This is a genomic window from Streptomyces anulatus, assembly GCF_000721175.1.
Taxonomy (GTDB): domain Bacteria; phylum Actinomycetota; class Actinomycetes; order Streptomycetales; family Streptomycetaceae; genus Streptomyces; species Streptomyces anulatus_C.
The window spans coordinates 116,276-140,675 of the sequence record NZ_JOEZ01000014.1 but is presented as its reverse complement, the minus strand read 5'-3'; the positions used below and the strand labels follow the sequence as shown (position 1 = coordinate 140,675).

General features: G+C 72.1%; 17 protein-coding genes. 8 read left to right on the top strand and 9 right to left on the bottom strand.

What is annotated here, in order from left to right:
- The first annotated feature begins 136 nt into the window (after window positions 1-136).
- The gene (locus IG90_RS0117230; RefSeq protein ID WP_051860108.1) at window positions 137-739 is read left to right on the top strand and encodes a hypothetical protein; all 603 of its coding nucleotides are present in this window, start codon (window positions 137-139) and stop codon (window positions 737-739) included.
- 568 nt (window positions 740-1,307) lie between these two features.
- Window positions 1,308-2,426 (top strand): serine hydrolase domain-containing protein, encoded by a 1,119-nt coding sequence (locus tag IG90_RS0117225; RefSeq protein ID WP_233435994.1) that lies wholly within the window; start codon window positions 1,308-1,310, stop codon window positions 2,424-2,426.
- A 219-nt stretch (window positions 2,427-2,645) separates the two neighbouring features.
- Here the strand turns inward: IG90_RS0117225 and IG90_RS39495 are convergent, their stop codons facing one another.
- The 3 genes from IG90_RS39495 to IG90_RS0117210 form a co-directional block, all read right to left on the bottom strand.
- Entirely contained in the window at window positions 2,646-3,800 is a 1,155-nt protein-coding gene (locus IG90_RS39495) for an HTTM domain-containing protein (RefSeq protein ID WP_030584687.1), read from the bottom strand.
- Window positions 3,793-4,368 carry a DUF5819 family protein gene (locus IG90_RS0117215; protein ID WP_033894295.1) on the bottom strand — a complete coding sequence of 192 codons (576 nt, stop codon included), beginning with the start codon at window positions 4,366-4,368 and terminating at the stop codon, window positions 3,793-3,795. Before IG90_RS0117215 ends, IG90_RS39495 begins: the two co-directional genes overlap by 8 nt.
- 203 nt (window positions 4,369-4,571) lie before the next feature.
- Window positions 4,572-5,837 (bottom strand): ice-binding family protein, encoded by a 1,266-nt coding sequence (locus IG90_RS0117210; RefSeq protein WP_030584682.1) that lies wholly within the window; start codon window positions 5,835-5,837, stop codon window positions 4,572-4,574.
- Window positions 5,838-6,387: 550 nt separating this feature from the next.
- Between IG90_RS0117210 and IG90_RS0117205 the strand changes: the two genes are divergently transcribed.
- Entirely contained in the window at window positions 6,388-7,635 is a 1,248-nt protein-coding gene (locus IG90_RS0117205; RefSeq protein WP_030584680.1) for a serine hydrolase domain-containing protein, read from the top strand.
- A 2-nt stretch (window positions 7,636-7,637) separates the two neighbouring features.
- On the opposite strand, the gene IG90_RS0117200 is transcribed toward IG90_RS0117205, so the two are convergent.
- Window positions 7,638-12,770 (bottom strand): hypothetical protein, encoded by a 5,133-nt coding sequence (locus tag IG90_RS0117200; RefSeq protein ID WP_233435993.1) that lies wholly within the window; start codon window positions 12,768-12,770, stop codon window positions 7,638-7,640.
- 846 nt (window positions 12,771-13,616) lie between these two features.
- Here IG90_RS0117200 and IG90_RS0117195 point away from each other — a divergent pair.
- From IG90_RS0117195 to IG90_RS41135, 5 genes are read left to right on the top strand one after another with little or no spacing between them, the layout of a single operon-like run.
- Window positions 13,617-13,973, top strand: coding sequence for an SseB family protein (locus tag IG90_RS0117195; protein ID WP_233435992.1), 357 nt, complete (start codon window positions 13,617-13,619; stop codon window positions 13,971-13,973).
- 9 nt (window positions 13,974-13,982) lie between these two features.
- The gene (locus tag IG90_RS0117190; protein WP_030584670.1) at window positions 13,983-14,636 is read left to right on the top strand and encodes a hypothetical protein; all 654 of its coding nucleotides are present in this window, start codon (window positions 13,983-13,985) and stop codon (window positions 14,634-14,636) included.
- Window positions 14,636-16,342 carry a putative T7SS-secreted protein gene (locus tag IG90_RS0117185; RefSeq protein ID WP_030584667.1) on the top strand — a complete coding sequence of 569 codons (1,707 nt, stop codon included), beginning with the start codon at window positions 14,636-14,638 and terminating at the stop codon, window positions 16,340-16,342. The genes IG90_RS0117190 and IG90_RS0117185 overlap by 1 nt, the downstream gene beginning before the upstream one ends.
- Window positions 16,343-16,648, top strand: coding sequence for a YrhB domain-containing protein (locus tag IG90_RS0117180; RefSeq protein ID WP_030584664.1), 306 nt, complete (start codon window positions 16,343-16,345; stop codon window positions 16,646-16,648).
- 1 nt (window position 16,649) lies between these two features.
- Window positions 16,650-17,951, top strand: coding sequence for a YrhB domain-containing protein (locus IG90_RS41135; protein WP_030584661.1), 1,302 nt, complete (start codon window positions 16,650-16,652; stop codon window positions 17,949-17,951).
- Window positions 17,952-17,954: 3 nt separating this feature from the next.
- Here IG90_RS41135 and IG90_RS0117170 read toward each other — a convergent pair whose 3' ends face one another.
- The 5 genes from IG90_RS0117170 to IG90_RS0117150 form a co-directional block, all read right to left on the bottom strand.
- Window positions 17,955-18,560, bottom strand: coding sequence for a TetR/AcrR family transcriptional regulator (locus tag IG90_RS0117170; RefSeq protein WP_030584657.1), 606 nt, complete (start codon window positions 18,558-18,560; stop codon window positions 17,955-17,957).
- Window positions 18,548-19,282, bottom strand: coding sequence for an enoyl-CoA hydratase family protein (locus IG90_RS0117165; RefSeq protein WP_030584654.1), 735 nt, complete (start codon window positions 19,280-19,282; stop codon window positions 18,548-18,550). Before IG90_RS0117165 ends, IG90_RS0117170 begins: the two co-directional genes overlap by 13 nt.
- 35 nt (window positions 19,283-19,317) lie before the next feature.
- Complete coding sequence (locus IG90_RS0117160) at window positions 19,318-20,895, bottom strand: 4-coumarate--CoA ligase family protein (RefSeq protein WP_030584651.1); 1,578 nt, start codon at window positions 20,893-20,895, stop codon at window positions 19,318-19,320.
- Window positions 20,896-21,191: 296 nt separating this feature from the next.
- Window positions 21,192-22,382 (bottom strand): acyl-CoA dehydrogenase family protein, encoded by a 1,191-nt coding sequence (locus IG90_RS0117155; protein ID WP_030584647.1) that lies wholly within the window; start codon window positions 22,380-22,382, stop codon window positions 21,192-21,194.
- The gene (locus tag IG90_RS0117150; protein WP_030584644.1) at window positions 22,379-24,367 is read right to left on the bottom strand and encodes an ATP-binding protein; all 1,989 of its coding nucleotides are present in this window, start codon (window positions 24,365-24,367) and stop codon (window positions 22,379-22,381) included. Before IG90_RS0117150 ends, IG90_RS0117155 begins: the two co-directional genes overlap by 4 nt.
- Between the last annotated feature and the right edge of the window lie 33 nt (window positions 24,368-24,400).

The window sequence follows — 24,400 nt, the reverse complement described above, 5'->3', positions numbered from 1 at the left end:
GAAGGCTCTCCGGACCGTCAGCTCCGCACCGGACACCCCGGCCCCCGCGACAGCGCCCCCGCCTCCCTGGGCCCCGGCCGAGGACCCGCCGCCGCCCGCACGGCCGGAGGCTCCTCGCGGAGAAGCCGCCCGGGAGATGCCTGAACCCCCACACGCGGACGCCGGCCCGGAGCACGCGGGGCCCGCAGAGTCCTCGGCCGCCGTCTCCGTACCGGAACACCGCGCCGCCTCCGCGCCCGACTTGGACCAGGGCACGGCTCCGCCAGCACCCCACTCCCCCGCCTACCTCGCCCTGGCCCGACTCGGCCGCCGGGACCACCGCCTGGCGTTGTCCGCCGACGACTGCGCCGCGCTGGAGGCTCAGGCGGCCGAATGGTTCGCCCGGGGCGTCGACGCCGAGTACCTGATCTCTGCCCTCACCGCGGGGCTCCCCGCCCGCGTCGACATCCCGGTCCGCTTCGTCGGCCGCCGCCTCGCCGACAAGATCCCGCCCCGGCTGCCAGCCGAGCGGACTTCACGCGTGGCCCCCGCCCGCCGCGTCCTGGTGGAGTGCACCGAGTGCGGCGCCCCCGGCCGCCCCGAGGCCCTCCCCGACGGGCTCTGCCGCCCCTGCCGCGCCGACCACCGGCCCGGGACCGGGGGGACGACCCCGCCCCGCCCCACCGAGGCACCGGCCGACGCCGCCCCCGGCATCGGGGCGTACGTCGCCGCCCTCCGCGACATGCTCAAGGCCCCTTAGGCAGGTACATCGATCGCGCCGCGTTGTGCCGGTGGCAGGGCTGAACCGCAGTGCCTGATCCGGCCGGACCCCACGACGGGGCTGTTCGTGGTCGCGGCGGGGCCGGGGTGGCCGGGGTGCCGGAGAGAGCGTCGGCTCCGGCCGGTGACCTGCGCACAGGTGATCAACGCGTGGCGACAGGTCGGCGCTGATACCGCACCCCGGCGCGCCCGTCGGGGCCCGCCTTCTCCGCGGCGGTGAACCGACCTGCCCCGCCCCCCTTCGAAGCAGGGGAGCTCCGCGGAGAACCGGTATGACGGTGCTCCGCGGCTGTGGACCTTGCCCGGGCCTTCGTCGTGAACGGGCCCGCCGACGAGGGGGGGTAGCCCTACCGTGCATGGGCCCGCTGCCCGGATCGATGGATCGATCTTGAGCCCGCAGGCTGGACGCATCGGGATTTCCGAAGCATCCAGCGGTTGCACCAGGAGGGTTCTCCATGACCGATCGTCCGCATCAGGTCCGGCGTGTTCGTGCCGTGTCGCCGTCAGCAGGCAGAGGACGGCGGCGAGGCATCGCGATGGCGGCCGTGATGGCTGCCGCCCTGGCCGTGGCCGGCACGCTGCCCGCGTCCGCGGCGCCTCAGGGCCGCGGCCCGGGTGGCGTCGTACAGCGGGGGCTGGACCGCCTGGTCCACGACGACAGGTACCCCGCCGCTCTGGCCGCCACCGTCGGCCGTGACGGCCGTACCCGGCACTACACGTCCGGCGTCGCGGACCTGAGGACCGGAGCGAAGGTACCGGTCGACGGGCAGGTACGGGCCGGGAGCAACACCAAGACCTTCGTCGCCACGGTCGTCCTCCAGCTGGTCGGTGAAGGCAAGGTCGCTCTCGACGACCCGGTGGAGGACTACCTGCCGAACCTGGTGCGGGGCGAGGGCATCGACGGCCGCCACATCACCGTGCGCCAGTTGCTGCAGCACACCAGCGGACTGCCCAACTACACCGACCACATGACCGACGAGAACCTCGCCGGGGAGGGCCGCCACACCTACGTCCAGCCCCGCGCCCTGCTCGACGTGGCGTTCGCGCACAAGGCGGACTTCGCTCCCGGGACCAGCTGGATGTACAGCAACACCAACTACATACTGGCCGGCCTGATCATCGAGAAGGTCACCCGCCGCCCGCTGGCCGAGCAGATCACCCACCGGGTCATCGACCGCATCGGACTGCGCCACACCTACTTCCCCGGCGTGGGCGAGGAGCGCATACGGAAAGCCCACCCCAAGGGCTACTTCGCGGCGAAGCCCGGGGCGCCGCTGGAGGACGTCACGGAGCTCGACCCCTCCTGGGGATGGGCCGCCGGACAGCTGGTCTCCACCCCCGGCGACCTGAACCGCTTCCTCAACGCCCTGCTCGGCGGCAAGCTCCTCGCACCCGCACAGCTCGCCCAGATGCGCACCACCGTCGAGATAGCCGACAGTGACTTCGCGGATTCCGGCGTCCGGTTCGGGCTGGGGCTGACCAGTACGCCGCTGAGCTGCGGCGGCCTGATGTGGGGGCACGGCGGCGACATCCCCGGCTACGCCACGCGCCCCGCAGCCACCGATGACGGCCGCGCCGCTGCGATCGCCGTCACCGCCAACCGGGCGCCCACCGAGCAGGGCCCCGGCCATGCCGACGCGCTCCTCGATACCGCCCTGTGCACGTGACGGCGAGGCGGGCGTGCCAGGTCCGGGTGCGGCTGATGTGAACGCCATGAAGTGCTCGGCCCGGCGTTCGTACCGGCGGTGGCCCACGCCGCTCCGGCGCGGTGGATCGCCCACGGAGGGCACCGGTTCGTCGCCGTCGACCGAGAGCGTCCACCCGGCGGATCGCCGGCCTGCGGGCGGACGGCGGACCGCAGGCCGACGGGGGTACGGTCCCGCGCTCTAAGGACGGTCGCGCACGGGTGACACGGGGCTGCCCTGCTGCGGCACCGCGCCTCGTGGCGTCCCCGCGTCATCCAGCGCCCCGGAGACTTCCGGTGCCCCCGCCGGTTCGGGCTGCGCCTCTTCCGTACGTCCGAGAGCCCGCCGGGCCAGCCTCCCGGCCGCGACCCAGAAGCGGTCGGGCAGGAACACCGCGTCGGCGATGATCATCGCGCCGGAGAACAGCGGCAGACCCATGAGCACCGCGATGCCGATGTGCATCCCGAGCAGCATCGTCAGGACCGGGTACTTGAGCCTGCCGAACAGCACGAACGGGAAGGCGACCTGGAGGAGCACGGTCAGGTAGCCGACGACCGCGATGGCGAGTACCTGCTCGTCCGCCCAGTGCGAGAGCGCGGGCCACGGCTGGAAGAGGTCGAGGTTGAGGACGTAGTGCAGCGCGGTTCCGGCTCCCCAGGTGCCGCCCTGGACCTTGTAGAGGCCGGCGGCCCCGTAGAGGAAGCAGACCTGGACGCCGATCAAGAGGAGCCCGCAGTTGTGCACTGTCGTGACCAAGGTGGCGCGTGCTTCGCCGAGTTGGGGCGGAAGCGCGGGCAGGCGTCGTCGGCCGGCGGGGGTGCGGCGGGCCCTCCTGGCGTCCAGGGACCAGCGGCGGCCGGACGCCGTGAGGACGAGGTAGAGCGCCATCAGCAGGACGAGGTTGTCGCCGCCGTCCGTCATGAAGATCGACCTTGCGTGGAACGAGGCCACCACGACGGCGAAGAGCACGGAGACCGCGCGGGTCCGCCAGCCCAGCAGGAACAGGACGCTGACGACGAGCGCGGCCCCGTAACAGAGTTCGAAGTAGAGGCGGCTGTCGGAGAGGGTCAGCACGCTGACCCACCCGGTCTGGTCGAAGAGCTGCCGGGCCAGGTCCGGTGTCCACGGGGAGCCGGGGCCCCAGATCGCGTCGCGGTGGGGGAACTCGCGCAGCAGGAAGACCAGATAGAGCAGGCCGTATCCGATGCGCAGGACCGATACGGCGTAGAGGGAGAGGGGGCGGTCTGTCAGCAGCGCCCACGCGTGGCGTGCCGCGCCTGTGACCCGTACCAGTGGGCGGGTCGGGGTGATGGCCGACTCGGGCGGGCGGGTCGGGCCGGTGGTCGGCTCAGGCATCGGAGGTCACCTTCCACCAGGGCAGGAGCCGTGTCTCGGCGTTCTTCGCGGCGGCGGCACGGCGGTCACGGTCCGTGCTGCCCGGAGCGGCCACGGGCAGGGTGACGACGCGGAGCTGGATGTTCTCGAACGGCTTGCCGTCCCGTTCGGCCATGCGGTCGGCGGCGATGTTGCGCAGGTAGCGCTGCATCATCACGGCCCGGTCCGAGCGCGGAACGTCGTCGCCGCCGTGGAGTTCGACGTATGACGTCCAGGACCGGCGCAACATGTTCTGCGAGGTGTGGCTCGGGAAGGCGTTGTGCTCGATGGCGGAGGAGTCCACGGCGGTCAGGTCGGTCCAGCGGCTGACCTGGACGGATCCGTCCGGGGCCGTGTGCGCTGTCCGCGCGGAGATCTGCCGGTTGACGGAGTCCGGGTCGGGGGCGAACAGCCGCCAGTTCTGCTCGAAGAGCGGGTAGATCCAGGCGTCCACCTGGGAGTTGAAGCGCTGCGACACCGCATTCGACGGGGCCACGTGCAGGAAGACCAGACCGATGTGGGTCAGGGCCGTGGTCAGGCAGAGCGCCACGGCGGTGTTGAGGACTCCTCTGCGTACCCGATTGCCTGCCCGACTGCGCACCCGAGTGCGCTCATGTTCCGTTGCGGCTCCACCCAGCACCGTGCCCCGCCCTCTTCTTCTCGTCGTCCGTCTCGTGGAAGCGTGCGGCGGGGCAGGAAGGACATGCCCCGCCGCACGCCGGTCATCCGGCAGCGCGCGTTCCGCGCCCCCGGTCAGCCCTCGTGGTGGCCGGGGCCCTCGGGCTTGTCGCCGTAGCCGCCGTGCTCCTCGCCGGGGCCGGGGCCGTGGTCGCCGGGACGCCCGTGGCCGTAGCCGTAGCCGCCGCTGTCGTGGCCGCCCGAGTGGCCGCCGGTGCCGCCGCCCTTGCCGCCGCTGTGGCCGCCGGTGCCGCCGCCCTTTCCGCCACCGATGACGCCGCCCTTGCCGCCGCCCGTGGTGTTGCCGGCGATGTTCCCGGAGGTGTTGCCGACGGTGTTCCCCGTGGTGGTCCCGGTGGTGGTCCCGGTGGTGGTCGAGCCGCCCGGAGTGCCACCCGTGGTGCCGCCGGTCACGACGCCGCCGAGCACGCCCCCCAGCACCCCGCCGGTCCCGCCGGTGGTGCCGCCGGTCACGACGCCGCCGAGTACCCCGCCCAGCACGCCGCCCGTCGTGCCGGTGGTGGTGCCCGTGGTGGTCCCGGTCGTCGTGCCCGTCGTGGTTCCGGTGGTCGTGCCCGTAGTGGTGCCGGACGTGGTTCCGCCGGAGCAGGTGGACCGGGTGATGCGGTTGTTGTCCAGGGTGACCGAGCCGTTACGGGCCAGCGCCCGGCCCTCGATGGTCGCGCCGGTGGTCACACTGATCGAGGTCAGGGCCAGGATGTTGCCGATGAAGGTCGAGTCCGTACCGAGCGTGGCCGAACTTCCGATCTGCCAGAAGACGTTGCACGGCTGGGCGCCGTTGATGAGGTTGACGCGACTGGCGGACGCCGTGGTCAGACCCGAGCCGACCTGGAAGACCCACACGGCGTTGGGGTCGCCCTCGGCGTCGAGGGTGAGCGTGCCGGTGAGACCCAGCGTCGAGGAGGCCGTGTAGACGCCGGGCACCAGCGTCAGGCCCCCGGCGTCCGGCGGCAGCGCGGAATCCGTGGCCTGGCCCGCCGCGTTGTTGTACGCCACGACCAGGTCGGACTTGGCCTGGAGAGCGACGGCGTCCGCCGAGTGCTGGACGCCGTTCACGAGCCCCGGCGGAAATCCGCTGATAGCCGTTCCCGGGCTGACACCGACGTCACCGTTGATCACGGTGGGTCCGGTGTTGGTGACCGACTCCCCTGCCAGCACCGCGAAGCTGTCCGCCGTTCCGAGCGGCACGGGCGTGGCGATGGCTACCGCCGGGGATGTCGTCGCGGCCACCATGGCTGCGGCGACCGTCGCGGTGAGAGCGGCGGAGAGCCAGGACGAGAAAATGCGCCGTACTCCGAGATCAGGAGTTCTGAGCTTCATCAGAAACCGATTTTCTGTGCGAGGCGGCGACTTCCGAGCCGTTCACGGTTTCCCGGAAGCCCTCGTGTTGTCGGCAGCACATTACGCACAGCGGTGGCTATTAAACCTGGATGAATGGTGGCGAGCCGGGCCTTTTTTCGAGTACTTATTCAAGACTGTAGGAAATTCCGACAAGTCATACACGGCTATGCGCCGGCCCTGTACGGCGAAAAACGCTTTGCTGCACTGAAGAAGTGCTTATTCGGAAATTCGTGCCCCACACTCAAGAACCGATCAAACAATATTGCGTCATATGTTCCCCGCCGAGACGGGCGCAGCACGGGCCGACCCGTGTCGCGATCGAACGATCAAGTCCCTGGAGCGGCGGCCGGCCCCCACCCACTCCCGGGGGCTGCACCAGTGTGCCCGGCCGCGCTCCTGAGTCCGCGCGGCTCCGAACGAGTGGACTTGTCGGGGCGCGGCCGGGATGCGGTGCGGAGCCCCGGGGGGCGGATGGTGTCGTTGCCGTCCGTTCCGCTCCCCCGCCCCAGCCCGGAAGAGGCACCCCCACATGCGGCGCTCCCCCGCCCGACGTCCGTTCGCCGCGATGCTGCTCGCGGCGTCCGTCCTGGCCCCGATGGCCATGGCTCCCGCCCCGGCGGTCCACGCCGCAACCCTTGACCAGCACGATCAGCGCGGTCAGGACGGCAGACACGATCGCCACGGCCGCGACCGCTGTCCGCCCGGCGGTCTCGATCCCGCGCTGACCGCCGAACTGGACAGGACCATCGAGGACGTCCGCGAGCAGGCCGGCATTCCCGGTGCCGTCGTCGGGCTGTGGATGCCGGGGAAGGGCTGCTACGTCCACGCGAGCGGCGTCGGCAACACGGTCACCGGTGAGCCGATGTCCGCCGACACCCGTATCCGGATCGGCAGTGAGACCAAGACGTTCACCGTCACCGCGCTGCTCCAACTCGTCGACGACAAGCGCGTCAAGCTGGACGACCCGATCTCCGCCTACGTCCCCGGCGTGCGCAACGGCGACCGGATCACGCTCCGTCGGCTCGCCGGGATGCGCAGCGGCCTGTTCCCGTACACCGCCGACGCGGACTTCGTGCACGACCTGCTGAGCGACCCGTACCGCTCGTTCACCCCGCGCGGTCTGCTCGCGTACGGCATGAAGCACAAGAACACCTTCAAGCCGGGAGCGCAGTTCCAGTACTCCAACTCCAACCTCGTCCTGCTCGGCCTGGTGATCGAGAAGGTCACCGGCCAGAGCCTCGACCGCGTCATCCACGAGCGGGTGCTGCGCCCCGCCCACCTGCACAACACGCTCTTCCCGACCGGGGCGGAGTTCCCCGAGCCGCACGCCCACGGCTACACCGACCAGACGCTGAGCGGCGAGACCGAGGACTCCACGGACTGGAACCCCAGCTGGGCGTGGGCCGCCGGGGCGATGATCTCCGATCTGCACGACCTGCGCCGCTGGGCCAGGATCGTCGCCACCGGGGAGCTGCTGAGCCCCGAGACCCAGGCGCAGCGACTCAAGACCCTGCCGACCGGGTTCCCGGGGCTCAGCTACGGTCTGGGCATCTTCGATGCCAACGGGTGGATCGGGCACAACGGTTCCCTGCCGGGGTACGAGACCGTGACCGTCTACCTGCCCGCGCAGAAGGCCACCATGGTCCTCATGATCAACACGGACTCCCTCAGCGGGGGCCAGGAGCCGTCCACGCTGCTCGCCCGCGCGGTGACTCGGATCGCCACCCCGGACCACGTCTACGACGGCAGCGCCTCCCAGGGGCGCAACACTCCCTGAGTTCAGGGCCCCGTCAGCGGCGGCGCGGCCGACGCGTGCAGACCCAGGTGGTCACGCGGGTCGGTGAGGGCGGCCGGGTGGGCGGCCAGGAGGCGGGTGGCCGTCGGCAGCGGCATGCGGACGACCACCGGGCGGGGCAGCGTCAGTTCGCGCTCCGCCACCGCCGTACGGGATGCGCGCACCCGGTCGGTCACCCGGGCCACCACCCTGACGTCCAGGGTGAACTGCACCAGCACCGACGAGAACTTCGGCTTGTGCAGGGGCATCGAGCCCGCGCCGTGCGCAGCCGCGCCGCTCGCCGAGGCCGCGCCGCCCGCGTTGCCCATCAGCTGGTTCAGCCGGAACTCGTCGGCGTTCAGGACGCCCGCTCCCAGCAGGCCGCGTGCCGCTCTGCCCTGTTCGGCCGAGCTCTGGCCGTCGCTCTGGGTGGGACGGGGCGCCCCGAGGTGGCTCTGGGCGACCGTCTCGAACGTCATCTTGTCCCCGGCGCCCAGGACCCTCCCCGCCCGCAGTCGCGCGTGCACCGAGGCCTGGAGGTCCTGGCCCGCCGCCCCGCTCGCGTGCACCGGCGGCAGCTCCGCCCCGGCGTTGGTGAGCAGCGGCAGGGCCGCGATCAGCCACTCGGTGGAGACCGCCTCGCCCAGGGTGTAGGCGGCGGCCTGTCCCTTCTGGCGGAACCGGTCGCCGCCGCCCGCCGCACGCACCGCCGCGTTCACCAGCTCCCGTACGCGCGGCGCTCCCTGGAAGCCGTTCACCTGCGCCTCCATCGGCAGCGGAACCCCGTCAGACCGCCAGGAGCCCAGCCCGGCCGGGTCGCCGGCCGGGCTGGGCGGCCCGCCGCGTGCGGGGGCGCGGCGCGGGGCGGTCACCCGGCGCAGGGCGGTGAGGTCGCTCTCCAGGATGCGGTGGACCAGTGACGTACGGCCGGTGGCGGCGAACGCCAGCCGACGGTCTCCGCGGTGGAGTTCGAGGGTGGCGACGACCGGCACCCGCACCTTCGCCGACCGGGCCGTCTTCGCCTCCGCGACCGTCTTCATCCCCAGCTGGCCGCGTGCGGCTTCCCCCCTGCGGCGTCCGGAACCGGAGGAGACGCCGAGCCCGCCCGCCCCGCCGGCGCTCTTGACCGGGCCCGCCCCGCCGTCCGGTTTGCCGGAGGCCGCGAGGATGCCCTCCACTCCGGTGGTCACACCCTCGTCGTGCGACGTGGCCTGCTGGGCGACCGCCGAGGTGATGTACTCCATGTCCCGGCCGTCGTCCGCCTCCCCCTCCCGGGCCGCCTCGCCGACGCGGTCGACCTTGAACACCGCCCAGTACGGCGTCCTGCGGCCGTCCAGCAGCTCCACGGTGACCCCGCCGTCCATGGCGCTCCCCAGCAGTCCGGCGGAACCGTCCCGGTCCAGGACCCGCAGCAGGCGCTGCACGTTGTCGTTGCGGTCCCGCAGCTGCCGGCGCGGCAGCAGGTCGTCGGCCACGTCCTGCTGCCCGGTGCGAGCGAGGGTGCCGCGCAGCCGCTCCAGCAGGGGCACGAAGTCCGGCAGGTCCTCGATCATGCCGAAGCCGAGCGGCAGATCGCGGGCGAGGCCCGGTCGCGACCGGGTCCGACCGCCGCTCGTGGCAGCCGCGGCCGGCGTCATCTCCGGTGCCCGTGCCGCGCCCGACGCCGATGACTCCGCCTGCTCCCCGCCCCTCGTTGCTCCCGTCCCCGTCGCTGTCCCTGTCCCCGCCGCCGTCCGCCTCTCCCCCGTCTTCAGTGCCTTTCGCGCCGACTCCGGCAGTTCCACCCCCGCCGCCCGCAGCTGCTCCGCCGTCAGCCACACCGCCGCCGCGCCGGGCAGGGTCCGTGCCGCGTTCGCCACGTACGGGCCGCCACCCGTGACCTTGACCTCCGCGACCATCGTGACGAGCAGATCGCACCGGACGAGATACAGCGGGGCCTTCTTCGGTGTGTGGGCGTTGCGCTCCACGGTCCCCGACACGGTGGCGGCCTCGCTGTCGCCCGTGCTCGTCGTCCTGAACCCCGACAGGCCCTCGCCGACCCGCCACTCCGCGCCGTTCTGCACGCCCGTCGCCCCGGCCTGCACCGTGCTCGCCGTGCCGCTGCCCTGTTGTCCGCCGGCCTGGTGGCCGCCCATGACGAACGTCTCGGTGCCGGGGCCGGCCGCCTCGTGCACCAACTGCGGGGCCGCCAGCGCCAGCCGGGTGCCCACCGCGCCGTTCAGCGCGGCCAGTCGGCGCGGGTGGCGCAGGTTCTTCACCACCCAGCCGGAGGACGCGGCCTGCCGCAGCGCGGCCGTGATCGCCTGCGGGCTGAAGCGCTCCTCGACCGCCAGCCGGGGCGCCAGACCCTCCGTGGCCAGCGCCGGATCCTGACGGCCCGCCTCGCCGCGGGCGGCGGCCCGGGACAGCAGGGTCAGGGCGAGGTCGCGGACCGGCTGCCCGTCGCCGACGGTCTCCACCAGCTGCCAGTCCCGTACGAGCTGCCCGGTGGCCGGGGCCGGGGCGAGCGCGGCCAGGTCGCCGATGCCCGCCGCCGCCACGGGCCGCTCCGGGCCGGGGGCCTGTCCGCCGCCCGCGTCCAGCAGCTCCTTCTCCTCCGTGCCCACGGTGAACTCGGACGGCGTCAGCAGCCGTACGTCCTGCTCCTCCAGGCGCAGCCCGGACAGCAGCCTGGCCTCCGGCGCGTCCCGGCCGGGGCCGCCCGGGGTCACGGCGCGGGCCAGCTTGCGCTGCCGGGAGGTCATGGTGACGTCCACGTTCAGGCGCAGCGCCGCCCCGAACGCGCTGGCCTTCTCGGATCCGTTGGTGAGGACGTCGGTACGGGTGGTGGGGCCGCCCTGGTTGCGGCGGGCGCCGGAGCTGTTCCGCTCGTAGCGGGCCGAGCCGGTGAGGACGCCCGGCACCAGCCGGGCCTGGGCCAGCACCATGCCGCCGATCGACCGTGAACTGCTGCGCCCGCTCTGTACGTTCGCGGCGACACCGGCGTGGCTGCGTACCAGCCAGTCGTCGATGTCGCCGAGGTGGGTCGCCTCGCCCAGGTCGCCGTGGACCCGTATCTGAACGTCGTGGGAGTGCATCGCGGTCTTGCGGCGCAGCCGCACCCGGATGCCGGTGGACAGCAACTGGTCCTTGTTCACCCGTAGGTTGGTCTCGGAGAGGGCGGCCATCAGCTCCCGGTGGTTGGCGCGCCGCGCCTCGGCCTCCTCCCGGCTGCCGCCCGCCGTGGGCGCGGTGGCGCCGAAGGCGGGCAGATAGCCGGCCAGGCGGGGGTCGGTGGCGAACAGCTCCTGTACGGCCTTCAGCATGGGCGCGGTGTCGAGCCGGCCGAGCGTGACGCTCGACCCCATCGCACCGAACGGAAGGTGACGTTCGTCCGACGTCTCCGCCCGCGCTCCCGGCTCCGGTCTCCTGATGAACTCGCCCGCCGTCACCCCCGGCGGCAGCGGCAGCCCCAACTCCTGTGCCTCGTCCGCCCGCAGTCCGACCCAGACCTGCATCGTGTGGGTGGCGACCCGGGTCTCCGGGCGCAGGATCATCCCCGCCGACCGGGGACCGGTGCCCTCCACGGTCAGCTGGACGGTCCCTCGGTACAGCACCTTCTCTCCCCGCACCTCCGCGCCCTGCCGGCTGGAGACGGTCTGCTCGTTCACGCTGAACCGGGCCTTGCGTGCGGCGGCGACCGGCATCGCGGTGGCCCGCACCACGGCCGCGTTGGCCGCGGCCCCGACCCCGATCGCCGGGCCGGCACCGCCCGCGACGGCGCGCCCCTTGCCCGCCGCCTCGGACGTGGTGTGCTGGGCCTGCTGGTGGGTACGGAGCTGGGTCCTGCCGGTGGCCCAGGCGGGGGACAGCCCGGTGACGGCGGCGCGCATGCGGTAACTGCCCGCGCTGCTGCCGTCCTTGGAGTACAGATCGTCCCCGGTGACGCCGCTGCCCAGCAGCCGGGGCAGGTCCTCCAGCACGGTCGGGGTGGCCGTCGCCTCGTACAGCCGGGAGCGTCCGGGTGCGCCGGGTGCGGTCAGCGAGGGGTGCAGGACGGAGGCGACCGCGTCGAACAGCCCGCCGCCGCCCTGGTGCGGCGCGGCCGGGTCAAAGACGGCGACCGGGGCCAGCGAGTCCGCCAGCGCGACCCGCCGGGCGAGGCCGTCGTCCACCGGCCCGGGGCGGGCCGGTGCGCCGGTCCCGGCCGGGATGAGATGTTCGGTGGGGACGCGCTGGGTGAGCGTTCCCGACCCCCGGTAGACCTGTTCGTCGCCGCCCGTCTGCCGCCGGACCCGTACGACGTACACCACCCGGCGCGGCACCTCCACCGAGCCCTGGTCGCTGCGCAGGACCCGGGGTTCGGCCACGCCGCGCTGGGTGCGGGAGTCCCGCGAGGACTGCCAGGGCTGGACGCTCCCCGTCACCGCGCCGCCCAGCCACAGTCCCGGCGCGACGGGGGCGAGCGCGAACGCCGTACCGCCCACGCCCGTGCTGCTGGAGTTGCCCGCCGTCGTGCTCGCGGTGGCACCGCTGTTGTGCTGGACGTCGACCTTGGTGTCCTTGCCCTCGGCGTCGTCCACCGCGGCGAGCGGCGCGCCGCCCGGGTCCGGCGCGGCCGTGGACAGGGCGGCGGCCGGGTGGAACGTGGGCGGCCGGTCGTCGGTGGCGGGCGCGATGCCGACCGTGACGTCGAAGCCGTCACCGGCCCCCGCGCCCGCCACCGCGAACGCGCGGCCCCGGCCGAAGAACGACTCGGGCCGCCCGGCCAGTTCGGCGGCGATGCCGGCCACCGTGCCGTCGCCGTGGCCCACGACGGCCGCGACCGCGTTGCGCACGAACTCCTGCCCGGTCAGCCCGTACGCCGTGGACAGCCCGCCCGCTTCCAGGTCCATCAGGTACGGCGGCAGCACGAGCCCCTGCTCGGCGCGCTCGTCGATGACCGGGGGCGGGGCGAGGGGCCGCTTCCCGCGCCGCAGCGCCCGCGTGGTGGCCTCGTTCCCCAGCGTCCGCTGCATGGTCAGCAGCCCGCCGGGGCCACCGCCGGAGACACCCGGAGCGGCCGGACGCTGCGCCCGGCGGGCCTGCTCGGCCACCTCGAACCCGCCCCGTGCGCCCGCTCCCGCGCCGTCGCTCCCTGACCGCTCCTGCCTCCGCACAGCGTCAACGTAGCCAGCGGAACGGCGGCCCACGCCCGATCGGACGGCCGGGCGGCCGTTCGCCGCCGACTCCTCATCCCCGGGCCAACTCCCGTACACCGGAAGGTCCGCGCGGGCCCCGCCAGGCACGCCCGCCGGAAGCCCCTGCCCTTCGGCCGGAATGGCCGCATGAGCGGACGGACAACGGACGTGAACGCGGAGGCAGGCGCGACGACCGCCGGTGCAGTGCAGCTGATGGACCCCACCGCGCGGGGTCACGAGAAGGTGTTCGCCGCCCCCTACCTGGAGGGCAGGTACAGGGAAAGCCCGCGTCACGAGCCCTCCAGCGTGACCGGAGCGGTGCTGGCGCCCGGGCTGGTGCACCTCACGTACGAGAGCCTTGTCGACGATCGACGGGCACGTACTGCTACCAGGCCACGCCCGTCCCCGGCCCGTGCGGCTCAGCAGAAGCGCGGAAGCACAGACGTGTCGGCGGTCGGTCGCGTCCGGCCGGCCCGAGCGGTTCGAGCCGTCCGCCAGGAGCCTGCGGCTGCGGCTGCGAAAGGGGCGGGAGCAGACGCACGTTGTGCCGACCAAATTGCAGATGTGATGATGTGCGCCATGTCTGACTACGAGGCCCAGGACGGCGCGCAGCCGCAAGGTGGCGTTCGGAGGCCGAGGCTGGCGGATTATGCCGATATGCCTGCGGGTGGCAGGCGAGCCGACGCTTCGGGGGGCCGGCCGGTCAGCCCTCCCGCCGACTCGTCCGGTCCGCGGCCGGGGACTCCGACGCCACCGCGTACGGCGACCACGGCGAGAGACACCCCGGGCGAGGATCCACTGGTCACCAGCAGACGGCTTGAGTTCATGGCGCTTCTGGAGAATTTCCGCACCACACCTGTCCTGGTGCCTTTGGGAAGAAGTCAGTCACCCGACGCCGAAGGCGGCTTTCTGACTGCCGACATGAACGGCATTCGCTTCATCCTCGCCTTCTCTGATCAACAGGCACTCGCCCGTTACGCGCAGGCCCGCGGGATGTTCCGCAGCGAGTGGAGCTACCAGACCGTCCTCGGCGCACGGTTGCTGGACGTGGCGGTTCCAGCGGCCGGCATGCCGTGCGGGGTGGCGCTGGACTGCGCGGACGGGGCGGAGGGTCTGGTGCTCCCGCCGGTCAAGGGAATCGTGCCCGATGAGGCCACGATCGACGCCTACACAGAAGGGTAGAGGGATCACGTGAACGGGGGAGGCGACGACCTCAGGACCCAGGGCCTGAACCTGATAGCCAAGGGACTGACGGACGCGCTCGGCGAGTTGAAAGAGCTGGGCATGGTCGGCCAAGCCGGAAGAGGGCGCGGATTCGGCGAAATCGAGCTCTCCGGACTGGAATTGGGCAATGAAGGACTCACGCAGGAGTTCTCATCGTTCTGCGAGCGATGGGAGTGGGGCGTCCGCTCCCTGATTAGCGAAGGCAACGGCATCGCGGCCGCCACGGGCCTGTCCGCCGGCTCGTTCTACGAGAACGAGCAGTACATCGAGGGCACCTTCAAGGTCGTCACGAACGCGGCCATCGGCAACCCGTACGCCTCGGAGGACGAGGTCACCCAGCAGGGTTGGAAGGACATCGCCACCTCGGGCGCCTACGGTGGGGTCGACTACAGCCGGGAGTCGTGGGAGCGGGCCGGGGAGAGCATCGAGCAGGGCTGGAAGGATGCCGGGCGGGACGTGATGACCTCCCGGACCATCGGACCGATGGGGCTCAACCCCGAGAACCTGCGGAATGGGCTGGGTATCTCAGACGCCGAGTACGACCGCATGCTGGACAACACGTTCGGCCCCTCTGCCGAGGAACGCGCCGAGGCCGCACAGCAGCAGCGGGGCGTGGGCTGATGGGCGTCCTCGACGATATCGGCGGCGACCTCAAGGACCTCGGCGGCGGTGTCAAGGACGGAATCAACGACGGCCTCGGCGCACTTGAGGACGGCTTCGACGCGGGAAAGAAGATCGTCGGAGAAGGCGTCGACTGGGGGACGAACAAGGTCGGCGACGGCCTGGACCACGTGGGTTTGCACGGCGCCGCCGATGCCGTCCAGGACTGGGGGGACGGCGTCGCGTCCGACCTCGGGGCCACCCCCGGTGAGCAGCAGCTCGGCCAGACCGAGGACGCCAATGAGCTCGTCCACGGCAATTCCGGCAAGATCTCCGAAAGCGCCAAGCACCTCAAGGACTTCCAGGCCGCCTTCGACAAGGTCGGTCAGGGCATGCGCAGTCTCGACTCCGCGCACTGGAGAGGCGCGGCAGGTGACGCCTTCCGCAAGAAGTTCGAGATGCAGCCCAAGAAGTGGCTCTATGCGTCGGACGCTTGCGAGACCGCTGGAAACGCTCTGGCCGCGTACGCCGACACCGTCAAGTGGGCTCAGGAACAGGCCAAAGAGGCTGTCGTCCTCTACAAGGAGGGCAAGCTCGCCTCCGAGCAGGCAGTGGAGGCGTACAACCTGCGCATCGACGCGTACAACGCGAAAATCAAAGCCGACCAGGATCCCGGTCCGGTGCCGGAGCCCTTCAAGGATCCCGGCAGAGCCGACATCGAGGCGGCGCGGGAGAAGCTGGCCGAGGCACGTCGGCAGCGGAACTCGGCTGCCGCGGAGGCCCGGAGCAAGGTCAAGGAAGCACTGGCGCACGCTCCTGCCGAGCCCCCGCCGCTGGACCGGCTCGGCGACAACCTCACCGACGGCTACCACGCGGTGAACACCGAGCTGACCCACGTCGCCGGTGGCGCCCTCAAGGGCGCCGCCGGAATCGTCAACTTCGCCCGTGGGCTCAACCCGCTCGACCCCTACAACCTCACCCACCCCGCCGCATACGCCCAGAACGTCAGCATGACGCTGTCCGGGCTGGTGTCCACCGCTGCGCACCCGGAACGGGTCGTCCAGGCCGCGGTGGACGGGTTCAAGAAGGATCCATCCGAGTTCGTCGGCCGCCTCCTCCCCGAGCTCGTCGGCACGAAGGGGGCAGGCCTCGTCCGCGGCGGAACCCGCCTCGGGCTGAAGTACGCAGACAACGTTCCGGGCCCCGCACCGTCCAAGTGGAGCGATTTGGCGCGCGGCACCGAATCTGTGAAAGAGAAGGCGATTCACTACGATTCGGTCGATCCGAAGCGTGCTCAGGAGTTCCTGGATTCCGAGTATCCCTGGCTCAAGGATGTGAACAACACCGGGCACCACGGATACACGATGAACTGCAGTCACAATACGGTCACCGTAGATCGCCGCATGGACGGCATCGAGGTCGGTGCGGCCCCCAAGCTGGGCGGCGACCACATCCCTCCGGAACAGCTTGGCCTGAAGGACAGGCCTAAGGGACACTACGACTTCGTCAATAGTTATGATGACATCATCCGCGATCTCCAAGCCCGCGGGGAAGGCTCAAGAAGCGCTGTCTACATCAGCCGCCCCAACAACACCGCCCATATTTTTAACGCCGTGAACACACCGCACGGCGTCGTCTTCCTCGATGGCCAGAGCGGAACTCTGGGAATTCTGGAGAAAAACGTCTCGTCCATCGGACACATCCCTTATCGCAATGGAGTTCCCTAAATGGTATCCAAAGACGAAGCCGTGCTCAGCGCCGCCGAGTTCCTGCAAAAGGTCGCTTACCCGGACCGTGCGGATTCCATCGTGATGCGCCCGGATACAGCCATCGAGTTCACCTACGGCTGGACGGTTTGCTTCGACTTCAAGGAGCACATCGAAACAGGGGATTTCACTCAGGCCCCGTTCTCCGCCGTGATCGTCGTTCCGCACGACCGGTCCGCTGCCCACTTCGCCCCCACGTTCCCGCCAACAGAGGAATACATGACCCTCCAAGCCTCCGGCAACTGGCCGCCGAAGAAAGGGCAGTAGCATGCTCCGCCCCGACCAGCAGGCCGCTGCCTGGCTCGCCTCTACCTACGGCGGGCTCGCGGAACTGGCGGCACCGCACCCGGTGGCCGAGTCGGCCTCGGCCTGGCTCATGGCGTGCCGGACCGTGCAGCAGCCCGGGTTTCCGCGAACCCCGATGCTGGCGTCCTCCCTCGTCGTGCTCAAGGACGGCAGCTCCCCCTTCCATCCCGCGCCGAGCGCGCCCCTCGCGGACCTGGAGCCCGCCGCGTCGTACGAGGCGGGCGTCGCCCGGGTCCAGAACCAGGGGCGCAGGATCAACGCCCGCGGCGCTGTCGTGGCACTGCACTCGGCGATCAGCAAGGGTCCTTCCACAGCGCTCGCCTGGCAGCCCTCGGACGAGGCACCCGGCTGGTGGAGCAGGCTGACCCGCCGCTACTTCCCGGAGTTCGAGCGCGTGAGCGTGAACAGCTGGGACGAGATCGTGAAGGCGGTCGCGGAGCACGGGCCCGACAGCCGTGGCCTGGTGTGGGTGCGCCGCGAGATCGGCGGGCCGGAAGCGACGGGCAATCTGGTCTACGCGCACAACCACCAGGGGCAGGTCGTCATCTTCGACAGCCTGACGTCGTCCCTCGCCCGGTTGGACACCGACGGTGTGCGCGAGTTGGTTCTCCTCAGGGCCCTGCCGGAGGCGTTGAGGGTTCCCCGCCCGCCCTGGGAGCAGGAGGCTCACGACTTCGAGGCGGCGGTCACCAAGGCACGGCTGTGGTTGGAGAACACGTACGGAGGTAAGGCAGAACTGGTCGGTCCGACCACAGGCGACGAAACCCGGCGGGGCTGGGTCTTCTCCTGCGACACGCGACGTCATCAGGAGAGCGGGCGCTGGCAGGACACCATGCTCGACGCGACGCTGGTCGTCCCCAAGGACGCCGCCGAACCGTTCGGTCTGCCGAATGCGGACCCCTGGAACTGGCTGGCCCACTGGGACGCCGGCGGACGCCCCGGCACCGGGACGTTCCCTCCGCCGCCCCCACCCGGCCGTGCCGACTGGTTCGAGTCGACCCTCGCCCAGCTCGGGCCCGTCCTGTCGACGTCGGACCACAAGGTCTGGTCCTCGGCAGTCGACGAACTGTCGTCCTTCCCGACCGGCTCACGGGCCCTGATCTGGATCCGCCGCACGGACGGCCGGGGACGTGAGGCCGTGGGGTGGCTCGTCAACGGGCTCACCACGGCGGACGGCGTGCTGCTCCTCGACGGCTCCTCCGAGGAGCCCGTGTCCTTCGATCCCGCCGGAGTCCACACGCTGCACGTGATCCGGTACCGCTGAGGCTCACCCCAGTCCCTCCTCCACCAGCGCCGCCCACTGCGACACCACCCGCGCCCGCCGGGCGGTGTCGTCGGTGAGGAGGTTGGCGAGGCCCAGGCCGCGGGCCATGTCGAGAAGGCCCTGGACCGTTTCGCGGGCCCCGGGGCGGGACTCGTCCGCGCCCAGGAGTCCGACCGCGATGCGGTGGGTCTCACGGCCCACCCGCGCCTCCAGCTCCGTGACGCGCGGGCGGAGCTGGGGCTCGTTGGAGGCGGCCACCCAGAGCTGGAGCGCGGCCCGGAACAGGGGGCCGGTGTAGAGGTCGACGAGGGCCGCGACCACCTCGGCGCGGCCCTGGACGGGGAGCGTGCGCAGGGCGGCGGAGCGTTCCTCGGCGACGTACTCCACCGCGCCCGTGAACAGGTCCTCGCGGGTCGGGAAGTGGTGCTGGGCCGCGCCGCGCGAGACGCCGGCGCGCTCGGCGACGACGGAGACGGTGGAGCCCGCCCAGCCGTGTTCGGCCAGGCAGGCCACCGCCGCCTCCAGGAGCCGCTGCCGGGTCGCCCGGCTGCGGTCCTGCTTCGGCGCGTGAGCGGCCTTGGAGGTGGAAGAGGAGGTCACCGCACCCATGCCGGGTCCCGTCGTTCGAGGAAGGCCGTCATCCCCTCCCTCGCCTCGTCGGAGGCGAACAACGCGGCGGATCGGGCGATGAGGTCTTCGGCGTACTGGTCGAAGCTCCTCAGCACCGTAGCCGTGACCAGCTCCTTCGATGCGGCCAGCCCCTGCGGCGAGGCCCGGCGCAGACCGTCCAGGACCGGTTCGAGCGCCTTGTCCACGTCCTCGGCGGCCTCCGTCACCAGCGAGATCCTGGCCGCCTCCGCGGCGTCGAACCGCTCCCCCGTGAGGTAGTAGCGGTTCGCCGCCGTGCGGTCCAGGCGCGGCAGCAGGGTGAGGGAGATGACCGCGGGAGCCAGGCCCAGGCGGGACTCCGTGAGGGCGAAGGACGACGCCTCGCCGGCCACCGCGATGTCGCACGCCGCCAGCAGGCCCAGACCCCCCGCCCGGACATGGCCCGTCACCCGGGCCACCACCGGTTTCGGCAGCTCCACGATCTCCCGCATCAGGCCCACGAACGCCTCCGGGTCCGGCGGCGCCGTCAGGTCCGCCCCCGCGCAGAACGTCGACCCCGTGTGGGCCAGCACCACCGCCCGCACGGTGTCGTCCGCCGCGCACTCCGCCAGGGCTTCCCGCAGTTCGCCGACGAGCGCCGCCGAGAGCGCGTTGCGGTTGGCCGGGGAGTCCAGGGTCAGCGTCGCCACGCCCCGGTCCGTCGTTCGTCCGATCAGGGTCACTTCTCCTCCGAACAATCCATCAATCCATGAATCCGTCAGTCCGTCTTCTCGCGGTCGCGCAGCTCGCGCCGGAGGATCTTGCCCGATGCCGCCCGGGGCACCGCGTCGACGAACTCGGCCTGCCGCACCTTCTTGTACGGGGAGACCCGCTCGGCGACGTACGCCATCACGTCGTCCGTGGTCAGGCCGTCCGCCGCCGGGCCCCGGACCAGGAACGCCTTCGGGACCTCGTTGCCCTCGGCGTCGTACACCCCGATCACCGCCGCGTCCGCCACCTGCTCGTGGGTCAGGAGCAGGGCCTCCAGCTCGGCGGGGGCCACCTGGTAGCCCTTGTACTTGATCAGCTCCTTGACCCGGTCGACGACGAACAGCCAGCCGTCCGCGTCCGCCCGGCCGACGTCGCCCGTGTGCACCCAGCCGTCCGCGTCGATCATGTCGGCGGTGGCGTCGGGGCGGCCCAGGTAGCCCTTCATCACCTGCGGGCCCCGGATGAGGATCTCGCCGTCCGCTCCCGGCTCCGCGTCCTTCGCCGGGTCCTCCAGGGAGACGATCCGCATCTCGGTGTTCGGCAGCAGCTTGCCGACCGTGCCGGCCGGCGGCTGCTCGACGGAGAGCGGCACCACGTGCGTACCGGGCGACAGCTCCGTCATCCCGTACGCCTGCCGCACCGCCGGCAGCCCCAGGCGGGCCGAACAGGCGGCGGCCAGGTCGGCGTCCAGCGGGGCGGCGGCGCTGACGATGTACCGGAGCGAGGAGAGGTCGTACTCCCCCACCAGCGGGTGCTTCGCCAGGGCCAGCACGATCGGCGGGGCCACGTACAGGCCGGTGATGCGGTGCGTCTGGACGGCTTCCAGGAACTGCGCCAGGTCGAAGCGGGGCAGGACGACCACCGTCGAGCCGCAGCGCAGCGGCGCGTTCATCAGCGCCGTCAGGCCGTAGATGTGGAAGAAGGGGAGGACCGCCAGGATCCGGTCGCCCTCGCCCATGGGGATGAACGGTCTCAGCTGCTCCAGGTTGGTCGCGATCGAGCGGTGCGTGAGCATCACGCCCTTGGGCGTGCCCGTCGTGCCGGAGCTGTACGGGAGCGCCGCGACGTCCTCGCCGGGGTCGATGTCGATCTCCGGTTCGGGGGCGGCGGAGGACAGCATGTCCAGGATGGAGGTGTGGCCCTCCGCCTGGTCGCAGACGTAGATCTCCCTGACGCCGCCGGTGAGTTCGGCCGCCCGGCGGGCGGTCGCCAGCAGCGGGGAGACCGTCACGATCCACTTCGCCCCGCTGTCGGCGAGCTGCTTGGCGAACTCCTCGGGCGTGGCCAGCGGGTGGACCGTGGTGACGGCGGCCCCGGCGCGGGTGGCCCCGTAGAAGACCGCCGGGTAGGCGATGGTGTTCGGGCTGTGCAGGGCGAGGACGTCGCCCTTCCTGAGCCCCGCCTCGGCGAGCGCGGCGGCGATGCGCCGGTGGAAGCCGTCGAGCTGGGCGTACGTGAGGGAGGTGCCGTCCGTCCCGTCGATCAGGGCGACGGTGTCGGAGAACCCGGCGGCCTCGCCGAGGACCGCGTCGTGGATGGGCGTGTCGAGGGCCGGTACATCTGCGTACTCGCTGCGGAACACCATGGCGGTCCCCTGTCGTCGCGGCTTCCCGCGCCGCCTGGACGGAGACGCGGGACGCCGTGCGGGTGTGAAGGGTCAGGATCACCCCTGTGGGGGAGGGATGGGGAGAGGCCGGACGGAAGTGGATCCGGAAAGGCTCCGAACGGTTTCGGCAGGCTCCGAACGGCTCGGCACGCTCAGTACGGCGCAGCCGGCTCCGAACGGTTTCGGCACGCTCCGGAACGGTTTCGGCGGGCTCCCGTACGACTCGGCACGCTCCGAACGGTTTCGGCGGGCTCCGTCCGTACGGCTCCTCCGGCTCAGTACGACTTCGGCAGGCCCAGCGACTGGTGCGAGACGTAGTTCAGGATCATCTCCCGGCTGACCGGGGCTATGCGGGCCACCCGGGACGCGGTGATCAGGGACGCGAGTCCGTACTCACGGGTCAGGCCGTTGCCGCCAAGGGTGTGCACGGCCTGGTCGACCGCCTTCACGCACGCCTCGCCCGCCGCGTACTTCGCCATGTTCGCCGCCTCGCCCGCCCCGATGTCGTCGCCGTCGTCGTAGAGCCGGGCCGCTTTCTGCATCATCAGGCGCGACAGCTCCAGGTCGATGTGCGCGGCGGCCAGCGGGTGGGCGATGGCCTGGTGGGAGCCGATGGGGGCCTTCCACACCTGCCGGGTACGGGCGTACTCCACGGCCTTGCCGAGCGCGAACCGGCCCATCCCGATGCCGAACGCGGCCGTCATGATCCGCTCGGGGTTGAGTCCCGCGAAGAGCTGGAGGAGGCCCGCGTCCTCGTCGCCGACCAGCGCGTCGGCCGGGAGCCGCACATCGTCCAGGACGAGTTCGAACTGCTTCTCGGGGGAGTGGAGTTCCATGTCGATCTGGTTCCGGCCGAACCCTTCGGCGTCGCGCGGGACGATGAAGAGGCAGGGCTTCAGCTGCCCCGAGCGGGCGTCCTCGGTGCGGCCGACGATCAGTGTCGCGTCGGCTATGTCGACGCCGGAGACGAAGACCTTCCGGCCGGTGAGCAGCCAGTCCGCGTCCCGCCCCGTGCCGTCGCGGCGGGCGGTGGTGGTGATGCGGTGGGAGTTGGATCCGGCGTCCGGTTCGGTGATACCGAAGGCCATGGTGAGGCTTCCGTCGGCGAGGCCCGGCAGCCACCTCCGCTTCTGCTCGTCCGTGCCGAAGCGGGCGATGACCGTGCCGCAGATAGCGGGCGACACGATCAGCATGAGGAGCGGGGAACCTGCCGCGCCCAGTTCTTCGAGGATGATGGAGAGTTCGGCCATGCCGCCGCCTCCGCCGCCGTACTCCTCGGGGAGGTTCACCCCGAGGTAGCCGAGCTTGGCGGCCTCCGCCCACAGCTCGTGGGTGTGGGAGCCCTCGCGGATGACGGAGGTCATGTAGTCGCGCCCGTACCGTTTCCCGAGGGCGGCCACGGCGGCGCGCAGCGCCTGGTGCTCTTCGGTTTCGAGGACGGTGCCGACGGTGCGGGCGGTGCTCATGCGGTCTCCTCCGGTACGGGGATGGCGCCCAGGTCCTCCTGGACCACGGCGAGCAGCGCGCCGACCTCGACCTGGTGGCCGGGGGCGGCGTGCAGGGCGGTGAGGGTGCCGGTGGCGGGGGCGAGGATGCGGTGCTCCATCTTCATCGCCTCCAACCAGATCAGCGGCTGCCCGGCCTCGACGACGGCCCCGGCGGCCAGGCCCTCCGCGAGGCGGACGACGGTCCCGGGCATCGGGGCGAGCAGGGAACCCGGCGCGGTGTGGGCGGCGGGGTCGGTGAAGCGGGGCAGCGTGGTGAAGGTGTACGAGGCGGCGGCGGTGTCCACGTACACCCGGTCGCCGTCGCGGTCGGCGGTGACCGCGAAGTGCCGCCTCACGCCGTCGACTTCGAGGGTGACGTGGTCGGGGGCGGCGGCCAGGACCCGGATGCCGGGGGCGGCGTACGGTTCCGGGGTGCCGGTGCGCGCCGCGCGGTGGGCGACCTCGTGCTCGGTCCCGTCGGGTTCGCTGCGGTAGCGCTTGAGCTGCGGCCCCGAGGGCACGTTGCGCCAGGCCCCGAAGCGGGTCGGGGCGGGGCCGCCGGCGGTGGTGGCGCGTACGCATTCCGCCAGGGCGGCGGCGAGGGCGGCCCGGGCCGGGTCCCGGCCGGCCTCTGGGGCGGTCAGGTCCGCCAGGTGCCGGTCGTAGAACCCGGTGTCCAGGCGCGCCGCCGCGAAGTCCGGGTGGCGCAGGGACCGTACGAGCAGCTCGCGGTTGGTGACCGGGCCGTGGATCCGGGCCCGCTCCAGCGCGCGGGCCAGCAGCCGGACGGCCCCGGCGCGGGTCGGGGCGTGGGCGATGACCTTGGCGAGCATCGGGTCGTAGTGCACGCCGATGGTGTCGCCGCCGGTGTACCCGGTGTCCAGGCGCAGGCCCGGTGCGTCCGGGACCTCCAGTGCGTGCAGGGCCCCGGTCTGCGGCTGCCAGTCGCGCGCGGGGTCCTCGGCGTAGAGCCGGGCCTCGACCGCGTGGCCGGACGGCCGTGGGGGTGCGGGGTCCAGCGGCTCGCCCTCCGCCACGCGCAGTTGCAGGGCGACCAGGTCGAGGCCGAACACGGCTTCCGTCACCGGGTGTTCGACCTGGAGGCGGGTGTTCATCTCCAGGAAGTACGGCCGGTCCTCGGCGGAGACCAGGAACTCCACGGTCCCCGCACCCCGGTAGCCCACGGCACGGGCCGCCGCCACCGCCGCCTCGTGGAGCCGGGTGCGCAGGGCCTCGTCCAGGCCGGGGGCGGGGGCCTCCTCGATGACCTTCTGGTGGCGGCGCTGGAGCGAGCAGTCGCGGGTCCCGAGCGCCCACACGGTGTCGTGCTCGTCCGCCATGACCTGGACCTCGACGTGCCGGCCGCGCTCCACGTACGGCTCGGCGAAGACCTCACCGTCCCCGAAGGCTGACGCGGCCTCGGCGGCGGCTGCCAGCAACTCGGCCGGAAGCGCCTTGAGTTCGCGGACGATCCGCATCCCGCGCCCGCCGCCGCCGGACGCCGCCTTCAGCAGCAGCGGCAGGTCGTCGGGGGTCGCTGCGGCCGGGTCCACGGGGGCCAGCAGCGGGACCCCCGCCCCGGCCATCAGCTCCTTGGCCCGGGTCTTGGACGCCATCAGCTCGATGGCCTTCACCGGCGGGCCCACCCACACCAGACCCGCGTCCTGCACGGCGGCGGCGAAGGCGGCGTTCTCGGAGAGGAAGCCGTACCCGGGGTGCACGGCGTCCGCCCCGGCGGCCAGCGCGGCGGCCACGACGAGGTCGCCGCGCAGATAGGTGTCGGCGGGGGCCGCGCCCGGCAGGCGTACGGCGAGGTCCGCCTCCCGTACGTGCAGGGCGTCGGCGTCCGCGTCGGAGTACACGGCGACCGTGGTGATGCCCAGGTCACGGCAGGTGCGGAAGATCCGGCAGGCGATCTCGCCCCGGTTGGCGACGAGCAGGGAGTGGATCACGTCTCTCCTCATGTGCGGGTCACATCCGGAAGGTTCCTCTTGGGC